This window comes from Burkholderia sp. Leaf177 (assembly GCF_001424345.1).
Classification (GTDB): Bacteria; Pseudomonadota; Gammaproteobacteria; order Burkholderiales; family Burkholderiaceae; genus Caballeronia.
The window spans coordinates 82,458-103,752 of sequence record NZ_LMPF01000007.1; the positions used below are offsets into that span (position 1 = coordinate 82,458).

The 21,295-nt window shown below is 59.0% G+C and carries 18 protein-coding genes; 12 read left to right on the forward strand and 6 right to left on the reverse strand.

Features of this window, described 5'->3' with window-relative positions:
• Nucleotides 1–606: 606 nt before the first annotated feature.
• On the reverse strand, nt 607–2,022 hold the full coding sequence (locus ASG35_RS09560; protein ID WP_056355929.1) for a phosphomannomutase/phosphoglucomutase: 1,416 nt from the start codon (nt 2,020–2,022) through the stop codon (nt 607–609).
• A 204-nt stretch (nt 2,023–2,226) separates the two neighbouring features.
• Between ASG35_RS09560 and ASG35_RS31240 the strand changes: the two genes are divergently transcribed.
• The 6 genes from ASG35_RS31240 to ASG35_RS09595 are packed head-to-tail and all read left to right on the forward strand — an operon-like array spanning nt 2,227 to nt 8,057.
• Nucleotides 2,227–2,616 carry a hypothetical protein gene (locus tag ASG35_RS31240; RefSeq protein ID WP_156393062.1) on the forward strand — a complete coding sequence of 130 codons (390 nt, stop codon included), beginning with the start codon at nt 2,227–2,229 and terminating at the stop codon, nt 2,614–2,616.
• Nucleotides 2,610–3,866, forward strand: a complete 1,257-nt coding sequence (locus tag ASG35_RS09575) for an oligosaccharide flippase family protein (protein ID WP_056355935.1) — start codon at nt 2,610–2,612, stop codon at nt 3,864–3,866. The genes ASG35_RS31240 and ASG35_RS09575 overlap by 7 nt, the downstream gene beginning before the upstream one ends.
• Nucleotides 3,863–4,663 (forward strand): glycosyltransferase, encoded by an 801-nt coding sequence (locus tag ASG35_RS09580; RefSeq protein ID WP_056355937.1) that lies wholly within the window; start codon nt 3,863–3,865, stop codon nt 4,661–4,663. The genes ASG35_RS09575 and ASG35_RS09580 overlap by 4 nt, the downstream gene beginning before the upstream one ends.
• A 28-nt stretch (nt 4,664–4,691) precedes the next feature.
• Nucleotides 4,692–5,837, forward strand: coding sequence for a glycosyltransferase family 4 protein (locus ASG35_RS09585; protein WP_056355976.1), 1,146 nt, complete (start codon nt 4,692–4,694; stop codon nt 5,835–5,837).
• Between the two features lie 44 nt (nt 5,838–5,881).
• Entirely contained in the window at nt 5,882–6,916 is a 1,035-nt protein-coding gene (gene galE / locus ASG35_RS09590) for a UDP-glucose 4-epimerase GalE (protein WP_056355938.1), read from the forward strand.
• A 31-nt stretch (nt 6,917–6,947) separates the two neighbouring features.
• Complete coding sequence (locus tag ASG35_RS09595; RefSeq protein ID WP_056355940.1) at nt 6,948–8,057, forward strand: MraY family glycosyltransferase; 1,110 nt, start codon at nt 6,948–6,950, stop codon at nt 8,055–8,057.
• 43 nt (nt 8,058–8,100) lie between these two features.
• On the opposite strand, the gene ASG35_RS09600 is transcribed toward ASG35_RS09595, so the two are convergent.
• On the reverse strand, nt 8,101–8,922 hold the full coding sequence (locus ASG35_RS09600) for an alpha/beta fold hydrolase (RefSeq protein WP_056355943.1): 822 nt from the start codon (nt 8,920–8,922) through the stop codon (nt 8,101–8,103).
• A 713-nt stretch (nt 8,923–9,635) separates the two neighbouring features.
• Between ASG35_RS09600 and ASG35_RS09605 the strand changes: the two genes are divergently transcribed.
• Together ASG35_RS09605 and ASG35_RS09610 are read left to right on the forward strand one after the other, a co-directional pair.
• Nucleotides 9,636–11,033: an L-lactate MFS transporter gene (locus ASG35_RS09605; protein WP_056355945.1), complete on the forward strand. Its 1,398-nt coding sequence runs from the start codon at nt 9,636–9,638 to the stop codon at nt 11,031–11,033.
• Between the two features lie 28 nt (nt 11,034–11,061).
• Nucleotides 11,062–11,208: an MFS transporter small subunit gene (locus ASG35_RS09610; protein WP_056355978.1), complete on the forward strand. Its 147-nt coding sequence runs from the start codon at nt 11,062–11,064 to the stop codon at nt 11,206–11,208.
• Between the two features lie 65 nt (nt 11,209–11,273).
• On the opposite strand, the gene ASG35_RS09615 is transcribed toward ASG35_RS09610, so the two are convergent.
• On the reverse strand, nt 11,274–12,353 hold the full coding sequence (locus ASG35_RS09615; RefSeq protein WP_056355947.1) for a glycosyltransferase family 4 protein: 1,080 nt from the start codon (nt 12,351–12,353) through the stop codon (nt 11,274–11,276).
• Nucleotides 12,353–13,600: an oligosaccharide flippase family protein gene (locus ASG35_RS09620; protein ID WP_056355981.1), complete on the reverse strand. Its 1,248-nt coding sequence runs from the start codon at nt 13,598–13,600 to the stop codon at nt 12,353–12,355. The genes ASG35_RS09615 and ASG35_RS09620 overlap by 1 nt, the downstream gene beginning before the upstream one ends.
• A gap of 363 nt (nt 13,601–13,963) precedes the next feature.
• Between ASG35_RS09620 and ASG35_RS09625 the strand changes: the two genes are divergently transcribed.
• Nucleotides 13,964–15,169, forward strand: a complete 1,206-nt coding sequence (locus ASG35_RS09625) for a glycosyltransferase (RefSeq protein WP_056355949.1) — start codon at nt 13,964–13,966, stop codon at nt 15,167–15,169.
• A gap of 5 nt (nt 15,170–15,174) precedes the next feature.
• Here ASG35_RS09625 and ASG35_RS09630 read toward each other — a convergent pair whose 3' ends face one another.
• On the reverse strand, nt 15,175–16,353 hold the full coding sequence (locus ASG35_RS09630; RefSeq protein ID WP_162244393.1) for an acyltransferase family protein: 1,179 nt from the start codon (nt 16,351–16,353) through the stop codon (nt 15,175–15,177).
• Between the two features lie 168 nt (nt 16,354–16,521).
• On the reverse strand, nt 16,522–17,670 hold the full coding sequence (locus ASG35_RS09635; RefSeq protein WP_056355953.1) for an acyltransferase family protein: 1,149 nt from the start codon (nt 17,668–17,670) through the stop codon (nt 16,522–16,524).
• A 107-nt stretch (nt 17,671–17,777) separates the two neighbouring features.
• Here ASG35_RS09635 and ASG35_RS09640 point away from each other — a divergent pair, with 107 nt between their 5' ends.
• The 3 genes from ASG35_RS09640 (at nt 17,778) to ASG35_RS09650 (ending at nt 21,019) form a co-directional block, all read left to right on the forward strand.
• Nucleotides 17,778–18,011, forward strand: coding sequence for a hypothetical protein (locus ASG35_RS09640; protein ID WP_156393064.1), 234 nt, complete (start codon nt 17,778–17,780; stop codon nt 18,009–18,011).
• Nucleotides 18,012–18,324: 313 nt separating this feature from the next.
• Nucleotides 18,325–19,773 (forward strand): hypothetical protein, encoded by a 1,449-nt coding sequence (locus ASG35_RS09645; protein WP_056355958.1) that lies wholly within the window; start codon nt 18,325–18,327, stop codon nt 19,771–19,773.
• Between the two features lie 52 nt (nt 19,774–19,825).
• Nucleotides 19,826–21,019: a glycosyltransferase gene (locus ASG35_RS09650; RefSeq protein WP_056355960.1), complete on the forward strand. Its 1,194-nt coding sequence runs from the start codon at nt 19,826–19,828 to the stop codon at nt 21,017–21,019.
• Nucleotides 21,020–21,295 lie beyond the last annotated feature (276 nt).

Sequence of the window (21,295 nt, forward strand, 5' to 3'; positions counted from 1 at the left end):
CACACGCTTCGCCACAAGTGTCGGAATCCGTTAATACGGAAACCCGTCACACATATAACAACGGGTTTAGCCCATAACAGATCAAAGCATCTTGAGCTGCAAACATCGCCGTTAGTATCGCCGCCCGTTCTGTTTGGGCGCTAGCGCGCGTAGCGCGGAGGCCTGGTTAGTGGATTCCCACACTGGTGGCGAAGCGTGTGGGTTGCCATGAACGGAGGGGGAGGGTTTCAACAGGACGAGGTTGTTCGCTAAGGGTGCTTCTTGCGTGCCAAACAGTGGTGCTTGCACGCTGTGGACACTTAAGAATTAGCGGTGGAAAGGCGTTTTCTTTGCTTCGTTTCTTTGTCGCCGTTGGACAAAGAAATGAAGTCCCGCCACGGACNTGCACGCTGTGGACACTTAAGAATTAGCGGTGGAAAGGCGTTTTCTTTGCTTCGTTTCTTTGTCGCCGTTGGACAAAGAAATGAAGTCCCGCCACGGACAGTGGCTAACAGTGCTAAAGAGAACGACTAACAAAAAACCCGCGAAGACCTAAATAGCAACAACCCAGCACCAACCCCCACCCCCCGCGCCAGCAAACCAATCTGTCCACCGGCGCGAGCAACCCTAAAACGGCAATTGGGCGTCAGCCTTCTCCGCCAAAATCACCCGGCGAAAATCTTCCTGAATACGTTTCAGCGCGTCCTCGCTGTCCGCCTCAAACCGCATCACCACCACCGGCGTGGTATTCGACGACCGCGCAAGTCCAAACCCATCCGGATACTCGACCCGCAATCCATCGATAGTCACCACATCATCCGCCCCAGTGAACTTGGCGTTCTTCTGCATCTTCCCGATCAACTCGAAATTCTCACCCTCATTCAGCTTCAGCTGCAACTCCGGCGTGGAAAGCGAATTCGGCAAATCATTGAGCAGCTTGCTCGGATCGGCTACCCGCGAAAGAATCTCCAGCATCCGCGCGCCGGTGTAAAGGCCGTCATCGAAACCATACCAACGATCCTTGAAGAACACGTGACCGCTCATCTCGCCCGCCAACGGCGCGCCCGTCTCACGCAACTTCGCCTTCACCAGCGAATGACCGGTCTTCCACATCACCGGCTCACCGCCCTGGTCACGCACCCACTTCGCCAGATTGCGCGTGCATTTCACGTCATAAATGATCTGGCCGCCCTTGTTGCGCGACAACACTTCCTGCGCAAACAACATCAACTGGCGATCCGGATAAATGATCTGGCCGTCCTTTGTGACCACGCCGAGCCGGTCGCCGTCGCCATCGAATGCAAAACCAATTTCAGCATCCGTTTCCTTCAATGCCTTGATCACGTCCTGCAAATTCTCCGGATGCGCCGGGTCAGGATGGTGATTCGGGAAGGTGCCATCGATATCCGTGAACAACTCCACGATCTCGCATCCCAACGCCTTGAACAATCGCGGCGCAAGTTCGCCAGCCACACCATTGCCGGCATCGACGACGATCTTCAACGGCCGCGCCGGCTTGATGTCGCTTACGATCCGGTCGAGATAAACCTGCTGGATATCGTATTCGGTGTATGTGCCGGCGCCGCTTTCGAAGTCGTCGTTGACGATGCGGTTGTACAGCGCCTGGATCTGTTCGCCATAAATGGCGGCGCCGCGCAGGACCATCTTGAAGCCGTTGTAATCGGGCGGGTTATGGCTGCCCGTCACGACGATGCACGAGTCCACCCGGCGCTCGCCCGAAGGCAGCGCGAGCGGCACGCTGGCCGCGAAATAACCGACGGGCGTCGGCACCATGCCGACATCGACCACATCCACGCCCGCTTCGCGCAGGCCGTCAGCCAATGCGCCGACGAGTTCAGGGCCGGACAGGCGGCCATCGCGCGCCACGACGACGGAGTCGCCGCCGAGTTTGCGGATCTCGCTGCCGAATGCGCGGCCGATGTTGCGAGCAACGCCGGCATCGACTGTCTTGCCCACGATCCCGCGAATGTCATAAGCCTTGAAAATGGACTGGGTAACTGATGCTTGCGGTGACTGGCTCATGGAATGGCTACCTGACTAATAATTGAAATGGTTCCGGGGCATCCCGAAGCGTCCCGGGTCACGAAGACCCTTTGCTGCTGACCTGCTTGAGACCTGTTTTTCCGCCGATGCGTCGACATCGTCCCGCCGCGCACAAGGTCCTGGTGCTGCCGGTCCGGGAACAATACCGGACGCACGACGCAAAAAATAACGAAGAAATTGGCCATGGTGGAAGTAACTTCCATCATCAGCGTTTCTGGTTACCGGGTCAAAATCGTCAAACGCGCCTTTCTATCACTTCCGGATGTATTGAACCACGCGTTTGCGCACACTATTCGCACCTATAATCGCAGTCTTTCGAAGCGCCGGGCCTTTCCCGGATGCGTTTCGCACTTCCAAGGCTGTGCGAACCCGCGCAAATATTCTAATCCAATGCTCCGACGCTTTTTCATTTACGGCAACAAAGGTGCAGACAATCGCGCCTCTGAACGGCAGGACACGGCATGGCCGAAATCGTCGATAAACCGCGTACACGGTCGGGTGATGGCAGCAAGCGGCATGCCCGTTCCTGACATTGTTATTCAGGCGTTCCCGGGCATCGTGCGCGCATGTTAAAGCGGATCTCGAACCCGGACGTCGCCCGAGCGCTTGCGAATATCGTCTGGCTGGGACTCGAGCGGCTTACGCAAATTGCGGTTGCAATTGGCATCAGCGGATTGCTCGCGCGTTATTTCGGCTCCGATGTCTTCGGCAAATGGCAGTACGCAAACACGCTTCTGCTCGTCATTGCGCCCGTCACATGGGTCTGCGGCGCGGAGATCCTGGTGCCGACTATCGTGCATCGCGATCCGAAGCAGATTGGCACTGTGCTCGGAAGCGCGTTCGTGCTGCGCATCAGCATTTCCACGGCGGCGCTGGTCTTGACGTGGATCGGGATAACAGCAGGTTTCACCGATCCCCTCGTCGGCGCCATGCTCGCCGGGCTCGCGGTGACCATGCTGTTTCGCGAACCGTTTGTCGGCGTGATCAACGCATGGCTGCAAAGCATGACGTACAGCAAGCCGCAATTGCTGACCAGCATGGTCACCGCCATCCTCAAAGCCGGGCTCGTATTCGTGTTGGTGCGGGCGGCCGCGAGTCCGGCGCATTTCGGCTGGCTGTGGGCAGTGGAATCGGCGGCGATCGGCGGCGTATTGCTGCTTTACTACATGCGCCGAAACGGCGGCAAGCTCGGCTGGCACGTCGATGGCTCGCTCTTCAGGCATTTTGCGAGCGCCGGCACGGTGTTCTGGCTCGGGCTGATCTGCATGTCGGTGTTCATGAAGCTCGACCGGCTGATGCTGGAACGCCATATCTCCTTCGCCGAACTCGGTGTGTATTCCGCCGCGCAGCAACTCAACGAGAACTGGATCGCGCTTGCGTTGATGCTCGCGCAGACCATCGCGCCGGCGTTCGTCTACAAGGTCAGCGACGCGCTGCAGTTGAAGCGCAACATCGTGCGCCTCTTCGCGATGACCGCCGTGCTGATGGTCTGCGGCGCGATCGTCCTCGACCTGCTGGCGGCGTTCATCATTTCGCATGTTTTCGGGCCGGCATATACGGCTTCCATCGATATCTTCCGCTGGGCCGTCTGGCTCTCGCTGCCGGCCGGTATTGAAGCGATTGGTAATCTGGTCGTGCTGAAATACCAGGCCAAGTTCGTATTGCTCTCGAAGTGGCTGCTGGCGCTGGTGGTCGCGGCTATCGTCAATTTGATCGCGATTCCGCGCATGGGAAGTTATGGCGCACTCGTCGGGCTTGCTGCGGGATATTTGGCGGCGGCTTCGGTGAATCTTTACTACATTCGCTTCCGGCTGCAGACATGAGCGCGCCCTTCCTCGGCGACGTCGCCGTGCTGCTTCCGGCGTTCAACGCGCAGCACGATATCGAGCGCACGTTGGCATCGTTTTGCGAACGCGCGCCGGTACGCGTATTGATTGTCGATGACGGCAGCCTGCCGCCCATCGTCGCGCCGGCCGTTGCGAACATGACGGTCGACGTGCTGCGCATGCCGCGCAATGGCGGGATCGAGCGGGCGTTGCAGGCGGGAATGGATGCACTGGCCGTGCGCGGCATCAAATATGCAGCGCGTATAGATGCGGGCGATCTCGCGACGCCGTATCGCCTGGAAAATCAGCGCGCGTATATGGAAGCGCATCCGGAAACGGCCGTGCTCGGCATGTGGACGCACGTGGTGAACATGGAGGGCGCGCCGCTTTTCGACTTGCAGCCGCCAACCGATCCCGCCGATATACGGCGTGTCATGCTGCTGCGTTCGTGTTTCACGCATCCTTCGCTGATGTTGCGCGTCGACGCTGTGATCGATGCCGGCAATTACCGCGCGCAATATCAGGCGGCCGAGGACCTCGATCTGATCCTGCGTCTTCTGCAACATCACGAGGGCGCGAATCTTCCCGAATTCGGCGTGTATTACGAACTCAATGAACACGGCATCAGCGCGACAAAACGCCGGACGCAAGTCTGGTCCACGCTGCGGCTTCAGCTGAAATACATGCGCGTGACGAACATGCCGGACTGGATCGGGATTGCGAAGAACGTCGCGCATCTGCTGCTGCCTTACCGTGCGCTGCGTGCCTTGAAAACACGGCTGCTCGGGCTTTGAACAACGCCTCTTTTTTCAAATGGAAAGAATGAACGCAGAAAAATCCCGCCTACGCATTGCCCTCGTGTGCAACACCGCCTGGGCGATCTACACCTACCGGCGCGGTTTGCTGCGAATGTTGATTCAACAGGGCGCGGAAGTTTCGATCATCGCGCCGCGCGACCGCACGTTCCCGCTGATGGAAGAAATGGGTTGCCGATGCATCGACCTGCCGATGGCGTCCAAGGGCACCAACCCACGCGACGACTTGAAAACGCTCGCCGCGCTCTATCGCGAGTATCGGAAGGCCAGGCCGCACATCGTTTTCCATTACACGATCAAGGCGAATATCTACGGGACGATTGCCGCGAAGCTCGCGGGCATTCCGTCGATCGCGGTGACCACCGGCCTGGGTTACGTGTTTATCCAGCAGAGCGGAACGGCAAATATCGCGAAGAAACTCTACAAGTTCGCATTCCGCTTTCCGCGCGAAATCTGGTTCCTGAACAAGGACGACCGTCAGGCTTTCATCGATCAAAAGCTGCTGGTGCACCCAAAGCGCGCGCGTCTTTTGCACGGCGAAGGCGTCGATCTCGCCGATTACGCTTTTCAGCCGCTACCGCGCGCCAACCCGCAGACGGAAGGCTTTTTTTTCGTTTTAATTGGCCGCCTGCTGTGGGATAAAGGCGTGGCGGAATACGTCGAGGCGGCGCGCCGGATTCGCGCGAAATATCCGTACGCGCGGTTCCAGCTGCTCGGGCCGGCCGGCGTGGACAACCCCAGCGCGATCACGCTCGACGAAGTCCAGGCGTGGCAGCGCGAAGGTGTCATCGATTATCTCGGCGAAGCGTCCGACGTCCGCGCGTTTATCGATAACGCCGATTGCGTCGTGCTGCCGTCGTACCGTGAAGGCGTGCCGCGGACCTTGATGGAAGCATCGGCAATGGGCCGTCCGATCGTCGCCACCGATGTCCCCGGCTGCCGCGAAGTCGTCGAAAACGGCGTGACCGGTTTTCTCTGCGAAGCGAAAAACGCGGACAGCCTGACGCAACAATTGGAGCGCATGCTGCTTCTGAGCCACGCGGCGCGCGCCGGAATGGGCGTTGCGGGCCGCGCCAAGGTCACGCGGGAATTCGATGAAAACGGCGTCGTGGAACGTTATAAAGGCACAATACGCGCGATCACCGGCTTCTAGGCGATCAGCGCATCACATTAAAAAGCACCTCCGGGAGCGGATTCATGACTGAACACACAAGCGAAAAAGGCACCATTCTCGTCACCGGCGGCGCGGGGTTTATCGGCTCGCATACCTGCGTGGAATTGTTGAATGCAGGGTTCGGCGTTGTCGTGATCGACAACCTCGTGAACAGCAACGCGCAGTCGCTCAAGCGCGTGGAACAGATCACGGGAAAAACACTCGCGTTCTACGAAGCGGACGCACGCGATGAAACCGCCCTCACCCGCATCTTCGACGAACACGCAATCACCGGCGCAATCCATTTCGCGGCGCTGAAGTCGGTGGGTGAATCGGTCGCGAAACCGATCGAGTATTACCGCAACAACGTGGACAGCCTGCTCGTGCTGCTCGACGTCATGCGCGCGCGCGACGTGAAGAACATTGTGTTCAGCTCGTCGGCGACGGTGTATGGCATGCCGAAGAGCGTGCCTATCGATGAATCCTTTCCGCTCTCGGCGACGAATCCCTACGGTCAGTCGAAGCTTATTGCCGAACAGATTTTGCGCGACCTGGAAATCTCCGATCCGTCATGGCGCATTGCCACGTTGCGTTATTTCAATCCGGTCGGCGCACATGAAAGCGGTTTGATCGGTGAAGATCCGGCAGGCGTGCCGAATAATTTGATGCCTTACGTGGCGCAAGTCGCCGTGGGCAAGCTCGAGCGCCTGCGCATTTTCGGCAGCGATTATCCGACGCCCGATGGCACCGGCGTGCGCGATTACATCCACGTGGTGGATCTCGCGCGCGGCCATATCAAGGCAATCGATGCGTTGCAATCGCTTGATCGCAGCTTCGTTGTGAACCTCGGCACGGGTCAGGGCTACAGCGTGCTCGACGTGGTGAAGGCGTTCGAAACGGCATCGGGCAAACCCGTTCCGTATGAACTCGTGGCGCGCCGTCCGGGGGATATTGCCGAGTGTTATGCGAATCCCGCCGCCGCGGCCGCGCTCATCGGCTGGCAGGCGGAACATGGCATTGAACGCATGTGCGCCGATCATTGGCGCTGGCAGTCGCAGAACCCGAAGGGTTTTGCCTGACCGGTCTCGTTCTTTCTAGTGATTATTTTTCATGCTTAGCTTTGCGCTCGGTTTTCTGGTTTCGCTGTTCATCACGCTGTTGATCGTGCGGTTCGCGCACTTGCACGAAGGCATTTCCGGCGATACCGATCTCACCGGCGTGCAGAAGTTTCACGCGCGATCGGTGCCGCGCGTCGGCGGCGTCGGGATACTCCTGGGGCTCGCCGTTTCCGCCGTGCAGCTTCGATGGAGCTATCCGGTTGTATCGAGCGGAATTCTCGCGGTGGTCGCATGCGGTTTGCCCGCGTTTTTTTCGGGGCTCATCGAAGACCTGACCAAGCGCGTGACGCCCGTCGTGCGCCTCTTTTGCACCATGGCCGCCGCCGCGCTCGCGTATTTCCTGCTCGGCATTGCGGTTACGCGCATCAGCGTGCCGCCGCTCGACTTCCTGCTGACCTATGGCGTGATCTCGTGCATCGTGACCGTGATCGCGGTGGCGGCGCTGGCGAACGCGATCAATATCATCGACGGCTTCAACGGTCTTGCGTCGATGGTCGCCTTCATGATGTTCGCCTCGCTCGCCTACGTTGCGTTCCAGGTTCACGATCCGGTCGTGCTGTCGGCGTCGCTGATCATGATGGGCGCGGTGATGGGCTTTTTCATCTGGAACTTCCCGGCAGGCCTGATCTTTCTGGGCGATGGCGGCGCGTATTTCATCGGCTTCATGCTTGCCGAATTGTCGATCATGCTCGTGATGCGGAACCGGGATGTATCGGCATGGTTCCCCGTGCTGCTCTTCATGTATCCGATCTTCGAGACGTGTTTTTCAATCTACCGGAAGAAGTTCATTCGCGGCATTTCGCCGGGCATTCCTGACGGCGTGCACTTGCACATGCTCGTCTACAAGCGTCTCATGCGATGGGCCGTCGGCGCGCAGAACGCACGCGAACTCACGCGGCGCAATTCGCTGACATCGCCGTACTTGTGGTTGCTATGTCTGGTCGCCGTGATTCCCGCCACGCTGTTCTGGCGGCATACGGTGCACTTGTTCTGCTTCGTCGTAGTGTTTGCGTTCACGTATGTATGGCTCTACGTGAGCATTGTCAGATTCAAGTCGCCACGATGGATGGTGTTCCGCCGCGCGCATCCGGCGAAAAAATAACGCTGCATGAAAATGCGCCGGCTGCCAGGCCGGCGCAGCTTTTTTAGCTCGATGCAAATTCCAGCAAGTCCGCGTTCACCTTGTCCGCTTCCACCACGCACATGCCGTGCGCACCGCCCGGATAGACCTTGAGCGTGGCGTTCGGCACGATCTTCGCCGACATGCGTCCGGCGGTATCGATGGGAACGATCTGGTCGTCGTCGCCGTGCAGGATCAACGTGGGCACGTCGATCTTCTTCAGGTCTTCCGTGTAATCCACTTCCGAGAATTCGCGGATGCACGCGTAATGCCCGACTATTCCGCCGAGCATGCCCTGCGCCCAGAACGAATCGATCACGCCCTGCGATTTCTTCACGCCTTCGCGGTTATAGCCGAAGAATGGCAGCGCAAGGTCCTTGTAGAACTGCGACCGGTCTGCCGCGACGCCGGCGCGGATGCCATCGAATACGTCTTTGGGCACGCCGTTTGGATTGCCCTCGGTCTTCAGCATCAACGGCGGCACGGCGCCGATCAATACTGCCTTCGATACCCGCCCCGTCCCATGACGCCCGATGTAATGCGCGACCTCGCCGCCGCCTGTTGAATGGCCGACCAGCATGGCGTCCTTCACGTCGAGCGCGTCCATTACCGCGGCGAGATCGTCGGCGTACGTGTCCATGTCATTGCCAAGCGCGGGCTGACCGGATCGCCCGTGCCCTCGCCGGTCGTGCGCGATGACCCTGAAGCCCTTCTGGACCAGAAACAGCATTTGCGAATCCCACGCATCCGCGTTCAACGGCCAGCCATGCGAAAACACCACCGTCTTGCCCGACCCCCAGTCCTTGTAAAAGATCTCCGTGCCGTCCTTCGTCTTGATCGTGCTCATCGAACGTGCTCCTTAAGGTGAGATTGCGCGCTGCGTCCAAGTCGAGAATCGCGCTTCTTGCTTCTTGTGTGCGCAACGCGAGGGACCTGCAAAAGCATTCGAACGTACTTGTCATGCAGTCAAGGTCATACAAAAGCTGCGCCGTTGGTGCGGCGTCTTGGTGTTGATGGTTGTCGGGGATGACGCCCGGGGCGCGCGAGGTGTCTCAGATTACGGCAGGAACGTGTCGCTGAAAAGACTTCCAAATTCACGTAGATGAACTGGCCGTGTCGTCAAGGCGCTTGCGTGAATTTGATTTTGGTTCGTTGGATTGAAATGGGATTAACCCAATCTATTGCGTAAATAGCTTTATTAAAACGCGTCTTGGTTTAAGCCGTTCTTACCGACTTCCCACGATTAACCCTAAAGTTTTGTTTAGTCGATGCCGTAAAAACATCCGAATGCAGGGGTTGCCTTATTAGTACAAACACTTATGTCTGAACATATCCTATTGCATTGATTCGATGGCTTAACTATCGTGGCACCAACGCTTCAATGCGTGCAAATTATGAAGATCGGAAGCCTATTTTCTGCGCATTTCTTATCCTTTTCCTCTTTCACCGCACTACGGCGATCGAAGTGGCATTCCGGCAAAGCTGCCGAAGTGCCGGATATGTCGTGCAATAAAAAATGCAAACGATAAACAGCGCAATAAACCAAGTCTGGAGACCACAATGAGCACTCGCTCAGATAGCGCAATACACGCATCACCCGGATTCTTTTCTAAAGAAGCCACTGTCGCCAAACCCGGTTTTTCCCGTTGGATGGTGCCGCCCGCAGCACTCGCCGTGCATTTGTGTATCGGCCAGGCATATGCATTTTCTGTTTTCAACGCGCCGCTCACCCGCGTGATTGGCATTACGAATTCGGCGCCCGATGACTGGTCGCTGACCACGCTGGGCTGGATCTTTTCGTTGGCTATCGTGTTCCTGGGGTTGTCGGCGGCATTCGCGGGCAAGTGGCTCGAGAAGGTCGGCCCTCGACGCACGATGTTCACCGCAGCGTGCTGCTTCGGCGGCGGCTTCCTGGTCGCGGCGCTCGGCATTCACCTGCATCAGATCGTGCTGGTTTATCTCGGATATGGCGTGATCGGCGGAATCGGGCTTGGGCTCGGTTACGTGTCGCCGGTTTCAACGCTGATCCGATGGTTCCCGGACCGCCGCGGCATGGCGACCGGCATGGCGATCATGGGCTTCGGCGGTGGCGCGATGATCGCCGCGCCTGCATCGGTCGCCTTGATGAACCACTTCAAGAGCGCCACGAGCAACGGCGTGACCGAGACCTTCGTGGTGCTGGGCATCGTTTATTTCATCTCCATGTCGATAGGCGCGCTCGCCATTCGCGTGCCGCCCGCGAACTGGCTTCCCGCTGGCTGGACGCCGCCTGCCGGCAACGGCAACAAGATGATCACGCGCAATCACGTGCATATCGATCAGGCATTGAAGACGCCGCAGTTCTATCTGATCTGGCTCGTGCTGTTCCTCAATGTGACGGCGGGTATTGGCGTGCTTGGGCAAGCGTCGGTGATGATCCAGGAAAGCTTCAAGGCGACCATTACTGCCGGTGCGGCGGCGGGGTTTGTCGGCTTGCTGTCGCTCTTCAACATGGGCGGACGGTTCGTGTGGGCATCGGGTTCCGACTGGCTCGGGCGCAAGAACACGTACTTCGTATTTTTCGCTTTGGGCGCCGTGCTGTACTGGCTCGTGCCGCAATTTGCGCAGAGCGGCAATGTTGCGCTCTTCGTGCTTTCCTACTGCGTGATTCTCTCGATGTACGGCGGCGGTTTCGCGACCGTTCCAGCGTATCTCGCCGATATCTTCGGCACGAAGTTCGTCGGCGGCATTCATGGACGGCTGCTGACGGCGTGGGCGGCTGCGGGTATCGCGGGGCCGGTGCTGGTGAACTACATTCGCGCGTATCAGGTGGCGCATGGCGTTGAGAAGGCGCAAGCCTACACGACCACGCTGCACATCATGGCGGGGCTGCTGGTGCTTGGCTTTATCTGCAATTTCCTCGTGAAGCAGGTGAACGCAAAACATCACATGAGTGCTTCGGCGCTTGCGTCGGAATAAGCCGAACAACCATAAACCGGAGAACGCGATGAACACTCGTATCGATCAGAATCTTTCGTCGAAAGCCGTACCGACGAACAAGGCGTTGCTTGGCGTTTTTTGGATCTATGTGATCGTGCCGCTGGCCTGGGGCGTGATCAACACGCTCGTGCAGGCCACGAAGCTGTTTCATTGATCCTGTAGGTGAACGAAAAACGCCGGCTTAAAGCCGGCGTTTTTCGTTGGAGCTTCATTTCAATCTCAAGCCACCGCCCCCGCCATCCCGTTCGTCACTTCTCTTGCCACGGCAAGATACCGCTCGGCGGTATCGGCAAGCGTCAACCCGCCTAGCGGCCGTTGCGCCCGTCCTTCGCCCAACGCCGTCACAAGCGCCCGCGCATAACTCGCGGTGTCTTCCGGATCGAGCAGATGCACCGCCGGGAAATCTTCCGCGAAGCTGAAAGGCCGGATCTGGCTTGCGACAATCGGCACGCCCGAAGCAAGTGCCTCCAGAAACGCAATGCTGTGCCCTTCAGAACGCGATGGCATGGCGAACACGCTGGCCTTGAACAGGATGTCGGACACATCCGAGCGCGGCCCTTCCACGGTGACATGCCGCTCGATCCCGAGCTTCGCCACGAGATCGTTCACCGCCGTGAAATAGGCAGGATCTTCGATCACGCCGACCAGCAGCAAACGCGCATGCGGCACGACCTTCACGACCTCCTTGAACGCATGCACCGTCTGCAACTGGTTCTTGACCGACGTGTACCGGCCAATCTGCACGATCTGCGCGTGGTCGTCGGCGGGGCTCGCGGTCAGGCCTTTCGAGAAACGCGCCATGTCGACGCCGTTCGGAATGAGCTGCATGGAAGGATGGCGGCCGACCGCTGCCACGTAGTCATCGATATTCGCCGGCGACACTGCGATTACCGCACGCGCGCGCCGCGACAACACACGTTCAATACGCCTGAACAATCCGCGCTCGAAGTCGTTGGTCGCGGAATGCATCACGTACACCACGGGCGCGGCAATGGGCAACGCGCGCGCGTAAAACGCGGGGATGGTCGCGTGCGCAAAAACCACGTCCGGCTTGTAGTGATTAACCGAATGGTACAAATGCCACAACTTGCCGAGCGTTCCGTGCGATGCCGTTGGAAACATGCATTCGACACGGTTTACATCGAGTTCGCGGCGCAGTTCGGTGAAGTCTTCATGCTGCGGCCTGAGCGATGTCATGCCGACGGTTTCACCGCTGTTCTGCTGATGAATCGCCAGATCCTTGGCCAACACTTCAGCGCCCGAAAGACGTGGTGCGAGTACCAGATGAAGGATGCGCATCACGCCTCCCTGACGATTCGGAACAGCATCCAGCCGGCCGCTGCCGCGAGGCCGCCGGTCATGGCCCAGGCAATGCCCGTCACGCCCCACATGTGGGTCGCGACCGGCACTGTGGCGAGTAGCACCACGGCCTGGATGATCGATGCATGGGTGGCGACCTTCGGCAAGCCGACCGCGCGCAGGTAAGACACCAGCACGGCGATCACGGCGCCTATCGCCATGTTGACCACGAAGATGCGGAACAGCGGCACGGCGGGCAGCCACGCGGTTCCCAGCACGATCTGGAAGAGCGGTTCGGCGGCAAAGCGCAGGATCACGACCAGCACCACGAGTCCTCCCGCAATGAGTCCAAGATAACGGCGGAAAAGCCGCGCGGCGAAGTCCGCGTCCTTGCGATGATGCGCCGAAAACGTCGGGAAAAGATATTGCGACATCGCGATTGCCGCATCAGCCAGCAGCATTTGCGCGAGCTTCGACGACATCTGGTACGCGCCGAGTTGCGCCGGCCCGAGCAGCTTCGCGACGATCACTTTATCGAACTGATTCAGCAGCAGATTGACCACGCTGCCGGCCCAGATCCAGCGGCTGAAGTTCACGTAATGCCCGATGCCCTTCCACGAAGCACGCAGCGGCGGACGCGGCCCCATCGTGGTCCATGTCAGCACGGTCTTCAGCGTCTCGCCTGCCAGCATGCCGAGCAGAACCGAATAAGCGCCCGCGCCGCCGAGCGCAAACGCCAGGCCGATCGCGCAATCTAGAAACGCCGACGACATCTCCACGCCCGCAATGCGCATGAAGCCGCGTTCGCGCGTCACGATGTAATACGCCGGCGACGCCACGCCGCGAATCAGCGGCAGCAATGCGGCCATCTGCAGCAACAGCAGGGATCCGCCGAGATGAAACTGCTGGTCCATGAACGGCGCGGCACAAGCAATCAGCACGGCGATCAACGCCCCGCGCGAAGCCAGCGTGGTCCAGACTGCGCCGAGCTGCGTGCGATTCGGCGTCTCCCGTCCCTGCACCACGGCTTGCGCCAGGCCGGTGTCGCTGAGCGCTTCGGCAATGGCAACCGCGAGCAGCGCCACACTGACGCTGCCGATGGCAGCCGGCCCGAGAATGCGCCCGATCGCCAGGAATTTGACCGCGACGAACCCGCGCACGACGATCTGCTGCAGCAGGACCCAGATGGCGGCGTCCTGGTCGAAACGCACGCTCGCGGTTGAAAACGGTAAGCGAACTGCTCTCACAGACATCCCTCGCGTCGGGTCGGTTTTTTGTATTTAGAGCGCGACAAACGGTTTGCCGGCCAGACTTGACTTCTCATTAGCAATGCTTGCCCAAGGTTTTCCGCAAAGGTAACGTGCCACGCCATGTGATGTGCGCCATCTCGTAGTTGATATCGGCCCTCGTGTACGCTGGCTCACTGTCTTTTTTCGCCAGAGGAATACCCTACGTTTTGTCGCTTGCAAAACTTGCTGCGGTGCTAGTGTTGCCGTTGATCGCCAATACCCGGCGTCGTGACTACATGTTGTGCGCGATTACGCGGGCGTTCTGCGTTCTACCGCCCGAACATCACGACCTTTTGTACGATTTCGATAAAAAAATAGACCATGGCCAATGACACGCGGGATACCGTTCTGATTATCGAACCGAATTTCACCGGGCACCGGTGGAGATACGCCGAGTGGGCTGCGGCGGCTTACGCGGAAGCGGGATACCGGTGCGTGATCGTGACCGACCCCGCCAACGCGGACCATTCGCTTAGCAAACGCATTGCAGGGGAGAACCGGCCCGAGCTGCAGATCCAGTTCGTAAGCCCGCTCGTGCACGGCGGGAAAGGTTTGGCGAAGGTCAGCTACGTGCGTTTTTTCCGCGACTTCAAACATGCATTCAGCATTGCAAGCCAGGGCCGCAAGGTCTCGCTCGTGGTGGTGCCTTACGTCGATTATTTCTTTTACACGCTGCCGTTCACTGGTTCGCCGTTTGGCGCGACGCCGTGGGTCGGCATCACGATGCGCGCCAATTTCCATCACGCGAAAGTGGGCGTAAGAGCGCCGCGCGAACCTGTGTTGAACGGCGTCAAGGCGCAGCTGTTTCGGCGCGCGATCCAGACGCGTGGTTTGAAGACCTTGTTGACCATCGATCCGACGCTCACCGAATGGTGCGCGGGAACGCCCGGCCAACGCGACCGGTATCAGGCGAAGCGTGGCGCGGCCGTGCAGTATCTCGCCGATCCTTTCCCCGACGCCCGCGCGTCCGAGCCCGCCATCGCGCGCCAGCGGCTCGGCCTGGGCGCCGGCAAGCACGTGCTCGTGTATGGCGCGATCACCGAGCGCAAGGGCATTCAGGAACTCGCCGCGGCATTGGCTGAACGAAAGGGCGCGGATAAGCCGGCGCTCGTCGTTGCCGGCGCGCAGGACGAAGAAATCCGCGCGTTCTTTTCCAAGGCAGACGCGTTGTCTCCGGCGCCGGTTTTTATCGATCGTTTTGTGACCGCTGAAGAAGAACTTGATTTGTTTTCCGCCTGCGATGTCGTGTGGCTCGGCTACAAAGGACATTACGGCATGAGCGGCGTGCTCGTGCAGGCGTACCGCTTCGGCAAGCCGGTGATCGCGACGGCGGATGGGTTGATCGGCTGGTTTTGTCGTACGGGCGAGCTGGGGCCGGTGGTGCAGGATCTGTCGGTTACGTCGATCAACCGGGCACTCGATCAGGTGTTCGAAGCGCGCTCGGAAACGCCGGTTCGCGCGCCACATCTGCTTGAACGCAACACGCTGAGCGAGTTCAAGCAGACGCTCAGGCAAGCCATCGTCTGAGCAACTCAAACGCCCTCGGTGCCGTCCACCGCAACACTTCTTGCGGACACGCGCGCCGGGTTGCGGCCCAGCCATTCATGGACCCAGCGCGCACACGGTTGTTCGATGCGCCGTGAGGTCACCATTGCGCCGATGCAGGCCAGCGTCGTGGCCGCGATCATCGATACCGCAAAAACGAGGACCGCATGGTCCTCGGCGAAGTCATCCACGACGTCGAGCCTGACAACGGCTCGCACGCCGAGTATCGCGATGAAATGCCATACGTAGATGCCGAAGCTGTATTTTCCGAGCATTACCGTGGCCGGCGCTTTCAAAAATTTCAGCGAAACACGCGTCAACAACAGCATCGATGCGGCGGTCGCGAGCGCGGCAAAGGTCGGCGCAATTCCATGCGCCAAGCCGCGTCCCGTGCCGGCAAAAAACAACGCAATCAACGCAATGAGTCCGCCTGCGGCAAGGCCCGTGCAAGCACGTGAAGACAGTCTTCTGTCGCCAACGAGATAATCCCTTCCGAGCCGCCAGACCCAGAAGCCGACAATGAAACACGGCAGTTGCATAGGCGGCCAGAAATAGAAGAATTCGTTGTTCACCACGCGGCATGCAGGACCGCCGTCGCATGCGCCGAAGTACCAGCACGCAAGCGCGAATAACGCGGTCAGCAACGACACCGTCACCAGGCCGCGCATTGTCCGGCACACGAACACGAGCGCCGGCGCGACCATGTAGAAGAACATCTCCACGCCGATAGACCATCCGCCCGGCACCACGCTGTCGGTGGCCGATGGAAACCATGCGTGAAGGAAAAGCATGTTGAGGAAAACATCGGAGAGATCGTGCGGCGTCTGGATATGACTGTGCGCGAAATGCAGCACGAATTCGATGCTCGAATAACCGAGGATCGCGAGGTAATAAAGCGGCGCAATGCGCGCAATACGCTTCACGTAGAAGTTACGCACCACTTCGCGCGTTGCACCGAGACGCTCTGCATCGTGTTCTATCGATGCAAAGATCGTGATTGCGCTGATCACGAAAAAACACTGCACGCCGTATTGCCCGAGATTCGCTAGCGTGTCGAGCCAGTCCGGACTCGTCACCATCCACGGCGCGAGATGGACCGCGATCACGCCAATGACGGCAAGCGAGCGGCCTGCGTCGAGCGCTGCAATGCGCGCGGGGGCGGTCATCGGCATGTCCTCGCAGTGTTCGCGCGATAGTAATGAAGTGCTTGCATGATCGGCGTCGGGCAACAGGTTGGCACGGTACGAGCGTGAGCCCGCACAGTTCGGACTATCGAAAAAAGGAAGGGAAACCGCGTTGCGCTAAAACTTGCCGCGCGGTTTCAGTCGATACGCTCAGGACACGTGAGTGCTCACCACCGGCACTTCCATTTCGCCCTTGCGCTGTTTGGCCGGGAACAATGCATCCCGGATCTTGAGGAACGGGAACTCCACCGCGCGCGTGGTCACGTAGCCGATCACAATCGCAATGCAGAACTGCGCCGCCAGTACGACGAACCACGCGGCAAGCGGCGGCACATGCATGGCGGCAGTCTTTCGGATGAGGATGTCGGCGGGTGCGAGCGCCAGCGAATGCCACAGATAGATGCCATACGAATACACGCCGACCCACGCCACGCCACGATAAAGCAGCGAGTCGCGAATGCCTTTCGAATATTCGATCGCAAGCACGATGGCAGCGGTAAAACCGATCGCCTGAATGGTGAAGCCAATGCTTTCATCGAGCGCAATGTGCGTCGTTCCCAGCACGAGCCACGCAATCAGCACGGCCACCATGCTGAGCAGCAGCCATTTTTTATCGGCGAATTTCTTGTAGACGTCGGGCTTCATCCAGTAGAACGCGGCGAGGATCACGCCGAACAGCAAGCTGTCTATGCGGTACTGCGTCTGGAAGAACGCGGCGTCGACATCTCCGTTCGATACCACCGCGCAACGCGCCAGAAGCACGATGCCGCAAATGGACAGCAAGGTCCCGATGATCGCGTTCACGCCCACCTTGAAGCGCACGAAAACAAGCAGCAGCGCCGGCAGGAACAGGTAGAAATGTTCTTCGACCGCAAGACTCCAGGTCTGGCTGATCGATGTCCCCAGATAGTTCTGCAAGTGGGTCAGGTTCTGGAACAGGAACGTGTCGGTAGGGTGACGTCCCGCGAACACATGAAACAGGATCAGCACGTAATACGCGGGCCAGATCTTGAAGATGCGTCGAATGATGAAGCGCCACGCGTCAATGCGTCCGTGCTCGGAATACTGCTTGAGCAACAGGCCGCCGACGAGAAATCCGCTCAGCGTAAAAAACAGATTGACGCCCTCGCGGCCAAAACTCTTCAGCGGATATTCGATCGCGCTGATGAACCAGTAGCCGGTCTTGACAGAGTGAAAATGAAAACCCATCACGGCGATGATTGCAATGCCGCGGACGAAGTCGAGCTCTATCGTCCTGTTCGATGTTTGTTGTGTACGTGGTTTGCCGAACAAGCCCATGGGGACCCCCTTTTCTGCGGCGTTCGCTCCGCATTTCCGACCTGATGCTCGGTAGTTATTTCCTGACTTATCTGTTTAATTCGCAGGCAGAACCGCCCGACGAACCAATGATCTGGCGGTCCCTGAATATTCTCCTCACCGGTCCGGTTTCATCCGCCAACATCACGCCGTTGACGGACAGCCAGTGCGGCGTGCCGCACGCAAGCAATTCGGAAGGCGTCGAATGCACGTTGCATTGCGCAAATGCGTGCATCGTTGAAATGGCGCTGAACAGGCTTGTTTCAGCGGTCCGCTTGCGGCGGCGCACAGGGCGCGCTCTGTTGATTCACGACGAAGACTAGTGCATAACCGCCTGCTTCGATGCAGCCGATTCCGCCACTGCTATATTCCCAACCAGCAGCTCCGGCCGTCGGCTCGCGTTGCGCGAAAGTCATAGGCAAAGCATTTCGCTGCGATGAAATCGAATGTTCGTTCGCGCACTCATGCTGCGTTCTTGTGGCGGTTTTGAAGACGCTATGCGCTACATGCAACGGAAGGAACACATCGGTTGCCCCATGCTTGGCCGACAAATCCGCTTTGCACGCCCAAGCTCGAAGTCATCAGCCGCGCCTTGAAGCGAAGCCTCAAAAACTGAGAGTCGAAGAGAGACCCGCCATGCGCAACAAATATACGAACCTGTGGATCTGGCTGTTTTTAGTTCCGCTTTCGCTGGACTACAAAGCTGCGGAAGACGCAGGAAGCCACGTGATACAGGTGCTCATGACGCTGCCGGTAATAGGCGCGGGCGTGGTGCTGTGGCTGATCGCGCCAAGCTTCACGCGCCGCTCCAGATTCCGCTCCATCATCACTGCAGCGACCATCATGACCGTGGTCGGCAGCATTGTTGCGCAGGTTCTTCAGGGCAACGATTTCGGCAACTATCTGCGTACCCTGCTGCCCTTCGGCTTGTTCCTGCTCGGGTATCTCGCAGCATGCCGGCCATGGGAAGGCGACCGTCTTGCGGCCTTCGAAAAAGCGCTGTTCTGGTCGATGGTCATCTCGCTCGTTTTCAGTTTCGGGTACGGCATGGTGACAAGCGGCGGTCCGCTCGACGACGTGCGCTACCGGATCGTATCGGTGACATTTCTTGGTTTGCAAGGCGTCATCCTGCATCAATTCGTGGTCGCCAAACGCATTACGAAATTCGCGCTCGCGATCTTCCTCGGCACGATCCTGATCGAGTTGCTGAGCGTTACGCGAAGCTTGCTGGTTGGCACCGTCGTGCTGTTTCTGTTTGCCACGTGGCTGTCGGCGCCTTCGCCGCGTCATCTGGTCCGGGCAGGCATGCGCGCCATCATGACCGGCGTGTTGATCGGCGTGATGACGGCAGGTGCCGCCATGTTCTTCCCCGAAGTCGCCGATCACTGGACGCAGCGTATCTTCGCGTCCAAAGAGACGACCTCCGGCCGCGATCCAACCACGATCACTCGCTTGGCCGAGATGAAGGACCAGTACGACCAGGTCACATCGACACCATCGGCGTTGATAGCGGGAAGAGGCTACGGCGCGGTCTATCACTACTCGCCTGACTACCTGCCCTACCTTGCCGGCCAGTTCTCCAAGAAGGACTTCTACGCGATCCGCGAGTTTGCGGCCGGCCACAATTTCTGGGTGTATCAGCTTTTTGCCGGCGGCCTGATGTTCGGTCTCTGGATGCCGCTTGCAATCCTGTTCGCGCTTGCGATGGGCGGCTTTGCGTATCGCGTATGGCGGCGGCGCGCGCCCGACCTGCTGTACCTGCCGGTCATGGGACGCTCGCTGTTGTTGCTTGCTGCGTTGCCTGCAACATCGATTGGCGGCAATCCGCTCGGTCCGCGCTATTCGGGTCTGGTGTTTGGCGTCGCGCTCGGCTTGCTTGTCGCGACCTACACGCGTCTTTCGTACGCCATGAAGGTGCGCAACGCAGAGCTCGCAGCCGCACGCGGCATGCCGAAAAAACGCCGTCCTGGGACGCCCGCGCCTGCACCGGCCGGCAGCCCCATGTCCATGCCGATGCATCCGGCAGGCCACGTCTCCGCGCTCGAAGAAAATCGTGACTCGCTGTCGCGCTTCACATCGGCGTAGGGTACGAGCGGCTTTATAAAATGACACGACCTAACATCGAGCGCGCCTGGCAATGAAGATCCTGCATCTGTTATCGACTATCGACCCGCGTGCTGGAGGCCCGACTGAAGGCGTGCGTCAAAGCGGCATCAACATGGCGGCGCTGGGTCACGAAGTGGAAGTCGTCACGCTCGATGACCCTGCCGCGTCCTGGCTCGCCGCGTTTCCTTTGACTGTGCATGCGCTGGGTCCATCGAAGGGCAACTACGGCCTGACGCCGAACCTTGTGCCTTGGCTCAAGCAAAACGCTGCACGCTTCGATGCCGTCATCGTCAACGGTTTGTGGCAATACCACAGCTACGGCGCGTGGAAAGCGCTGCATGCCATGCAGGTGCCTTACTACGTGTTCCCGCACGGCATGTTGGACCCATGGTTCAAGCGCACGTATCCGCTGAAGCATTTGAAGAAGGCGCTCTACTGGCCGTGGGCGGAATATCGCGTTCTGCGCGATGCAAAACGCGTGCTTTTCACAGCCGAAGAAGAACGTGTGCTCGCCCGGCAATCGTTCCGTTTGTACAAGGCGAACGAAGAAGTCGTGGCATTCGGCACGACGCGGCCGCCGGCGGCATCGGCACCGGTACGCGACGCGTTCCTTGCCGCATATCCCGAACTCGATAACAAGCGCCTCTTGCTTTTCCTGGGCCGCATCCATGAGAAAAAGGGATGCGATCTGCTGATCAAGGCATTTGCGCAGATCCGCGATATCGATCCGCGCGCGCACCTCGTAATGGCCGGCCCCGACGGTGGCGACTGGACACCTACATTGCAAAAGTTAGCGACTGAGCTTGGTGTGGCGGATCGCATCACGTGGACGGGCATGCTGCTTGGAGACATGAAGTGGGGAGCATTCCAGGCAAGCGATGCATTCGTGTTGCCCTCGCACCAGGAAAATTTCGGCATTGCGGTTGCTGAGGCATTGGGATGCGGCTTGCCGGCGCTGATTTCCGACAAGGTCAACATCTGGCGCGAGGTAGAAACAGACGGCGCCGGATTCGTTGCAGCGGATACCGTAGAAGGCACGGTATCGAGCCTCACCCGCTGGCTGGAGCTAGAACCATCGTTGGCTGCAGCGATGAAAGCGCAGGCAATAGATACGTTCGATCGCCGCTTCACGGTCGATGCGATGTCGAAGGATTTGCTACGCGTCTTACAGACAAGCGCGCGCGAAGGCGCAAACACAATACATAAACGTATACAAACTGCGTAGACCGAAGCAATCCGGTTCCGTCAGAACTTGCCCGAGACCACTGGTGGCGAAGCGTGTGGATGTAGGGATACGGAGGGGGAGGGTTTCAACTGTTCGGGGTTATGCGCTAGGGGTGCTTCTTGCGTGCCACATGATTAAAAACTGCACGCTGTGGACACTTAAGAATTAGCGGTTGGAAGGCGTTTTCTTTGCTTCGTTTCTTTTTCGCCGTTGTGTTTAGACCGGAGACATAGCTGACAGGTGTGCGGAGACATGGTTGACACTTTCGGGCAGTCC

What these genes read in the sequence shown, in the direction of transcription:
- ASG35_RS09560 (WP_056355929.1), bottom strand. Translation starts at nt 2,022, where the DNA reads ATGAGCCAGTCACCGCAAGCATCAGTTACCCAGTCCATTTTCAAGGCT.
- ASG35_RS31240 (WP_156393062.1), top strand. Translation starts at nt 2,227, where the DNA reads ATGGTGGAAGTAACTTCCATCATCAGCGTTTCTGGTTACCGGGTCAAA.
- ASG35_RS09575 (WP_056355935.1), top strand. Translation starts at nt 2,610, where the DNA reads ATGTTAAAGCGGATCTCGAACCCGGACGTCGCCCGAGCGCTTGCGAAT.
- ASG35_RS09580 (WP_056355937.1), top strand. Translation starts at nt 3,863, where the DNA reads ATGAGCGCGCCCTTCCTCGGCGACGTCGCCGTGCTGCTTCCGGCGTTC.
- ASG35_RS09585 (WP_056355976.1), top strand. Translation starts at nt 4,692, where the DNA reads ATGAACGCAGAAAAATCCCGCCTACGCATTGCCCTCGTGTGCAACACC.
- galE (WP_056355938.1), top strand. Translation starts at nt 5,882, where the DNA reads ATGACTGAACACACAAGCGAAAAAGGCACCATTCTCGTCACCGGCGGC.
- ASG35_RS09595 (WP_056355940.1), top strand. Translation starts at nt 6,948, where the DNA reads ATGCTTAGCTTTGCGCTCGGTTTTCTGGTTTCGCTGTTCATCACGCTG.
- ASG35_RS09600 (WP_056355943.1), bottom strand. Translation starts at nt 8,922, where the DNA reads ATGAGCACGATCAAGACGAAGGACGGCACGGAGATCTTTTACAAGGAC.
- ASG35_RS09605 (WP_056355945.1), top strand. Translation starts at nt 9,636, where the DNA reads ATGAGCACTCGCTCAGATAGCGCAATACACGCATCACCCGGATTCTTT.
- ASG35_RS09610 (WP_056355978.1), top strand. Translation starts at nt 11,062, where the DNA reads ATGAACACTCGTATCGATCAGAATCTTTCGTCGAAAGCCGTACCGACG.
- ASG35_RS09615 (WP_056355947.1), bottom strand. Translation starts at nt 12,353, where the DNA reads ATGCGCATCCTTCATCTGGTACTCGCACCACGTCTTTCGGGCGCTGAA.
- ASG35_RS09625 (WP_056355949.1), top strand. Translation starts at nt 13,964, where the DNA reads ATGGCCAATGACACGCGGGATACCGTTCTGATTATCGAACCGAATTTC.
- ASG35_RS09630 (WP_162244393.1), bottom strand. Translation starts at nt 16,353, where the DNA reads ATGACCGCCCCCGCGCGCATTGCAGCGCTCGACGCAGGCCGCTCGCTT.
- ASG35_RS09635 (WP_056355953.1), bottom strand. Translation starts at nt 17,670, where the DNA reads ATGGGCTTGTTCGGCAAACCACGTACACAACAAACATCGAACAGGACG.
- ASG35_RS09640 (WP_156393064.1), top strand. Translation starts at nt 17,778, where the DNA reads ATGATCTGGCGGTCCCTGAATATTCTCCTCACCGGTCCGGTTTCATCC.
- ASG35_RS09645 (WP_056355958.1), top strand. Translation starts at nt 18,325, where the DNA reads ATGCGCAACAAATATACGAACCTGTGGATCTGGCTGTTTTTAGTTCCG.
- ASG35_RS09650 (WP_056355960.1), top strand. Translation starts at nt 19,826, where the DNA reads ATGAAGATCCTGCATCTGTTATCGACTATCGACCCGCGTGCTGGAGGC.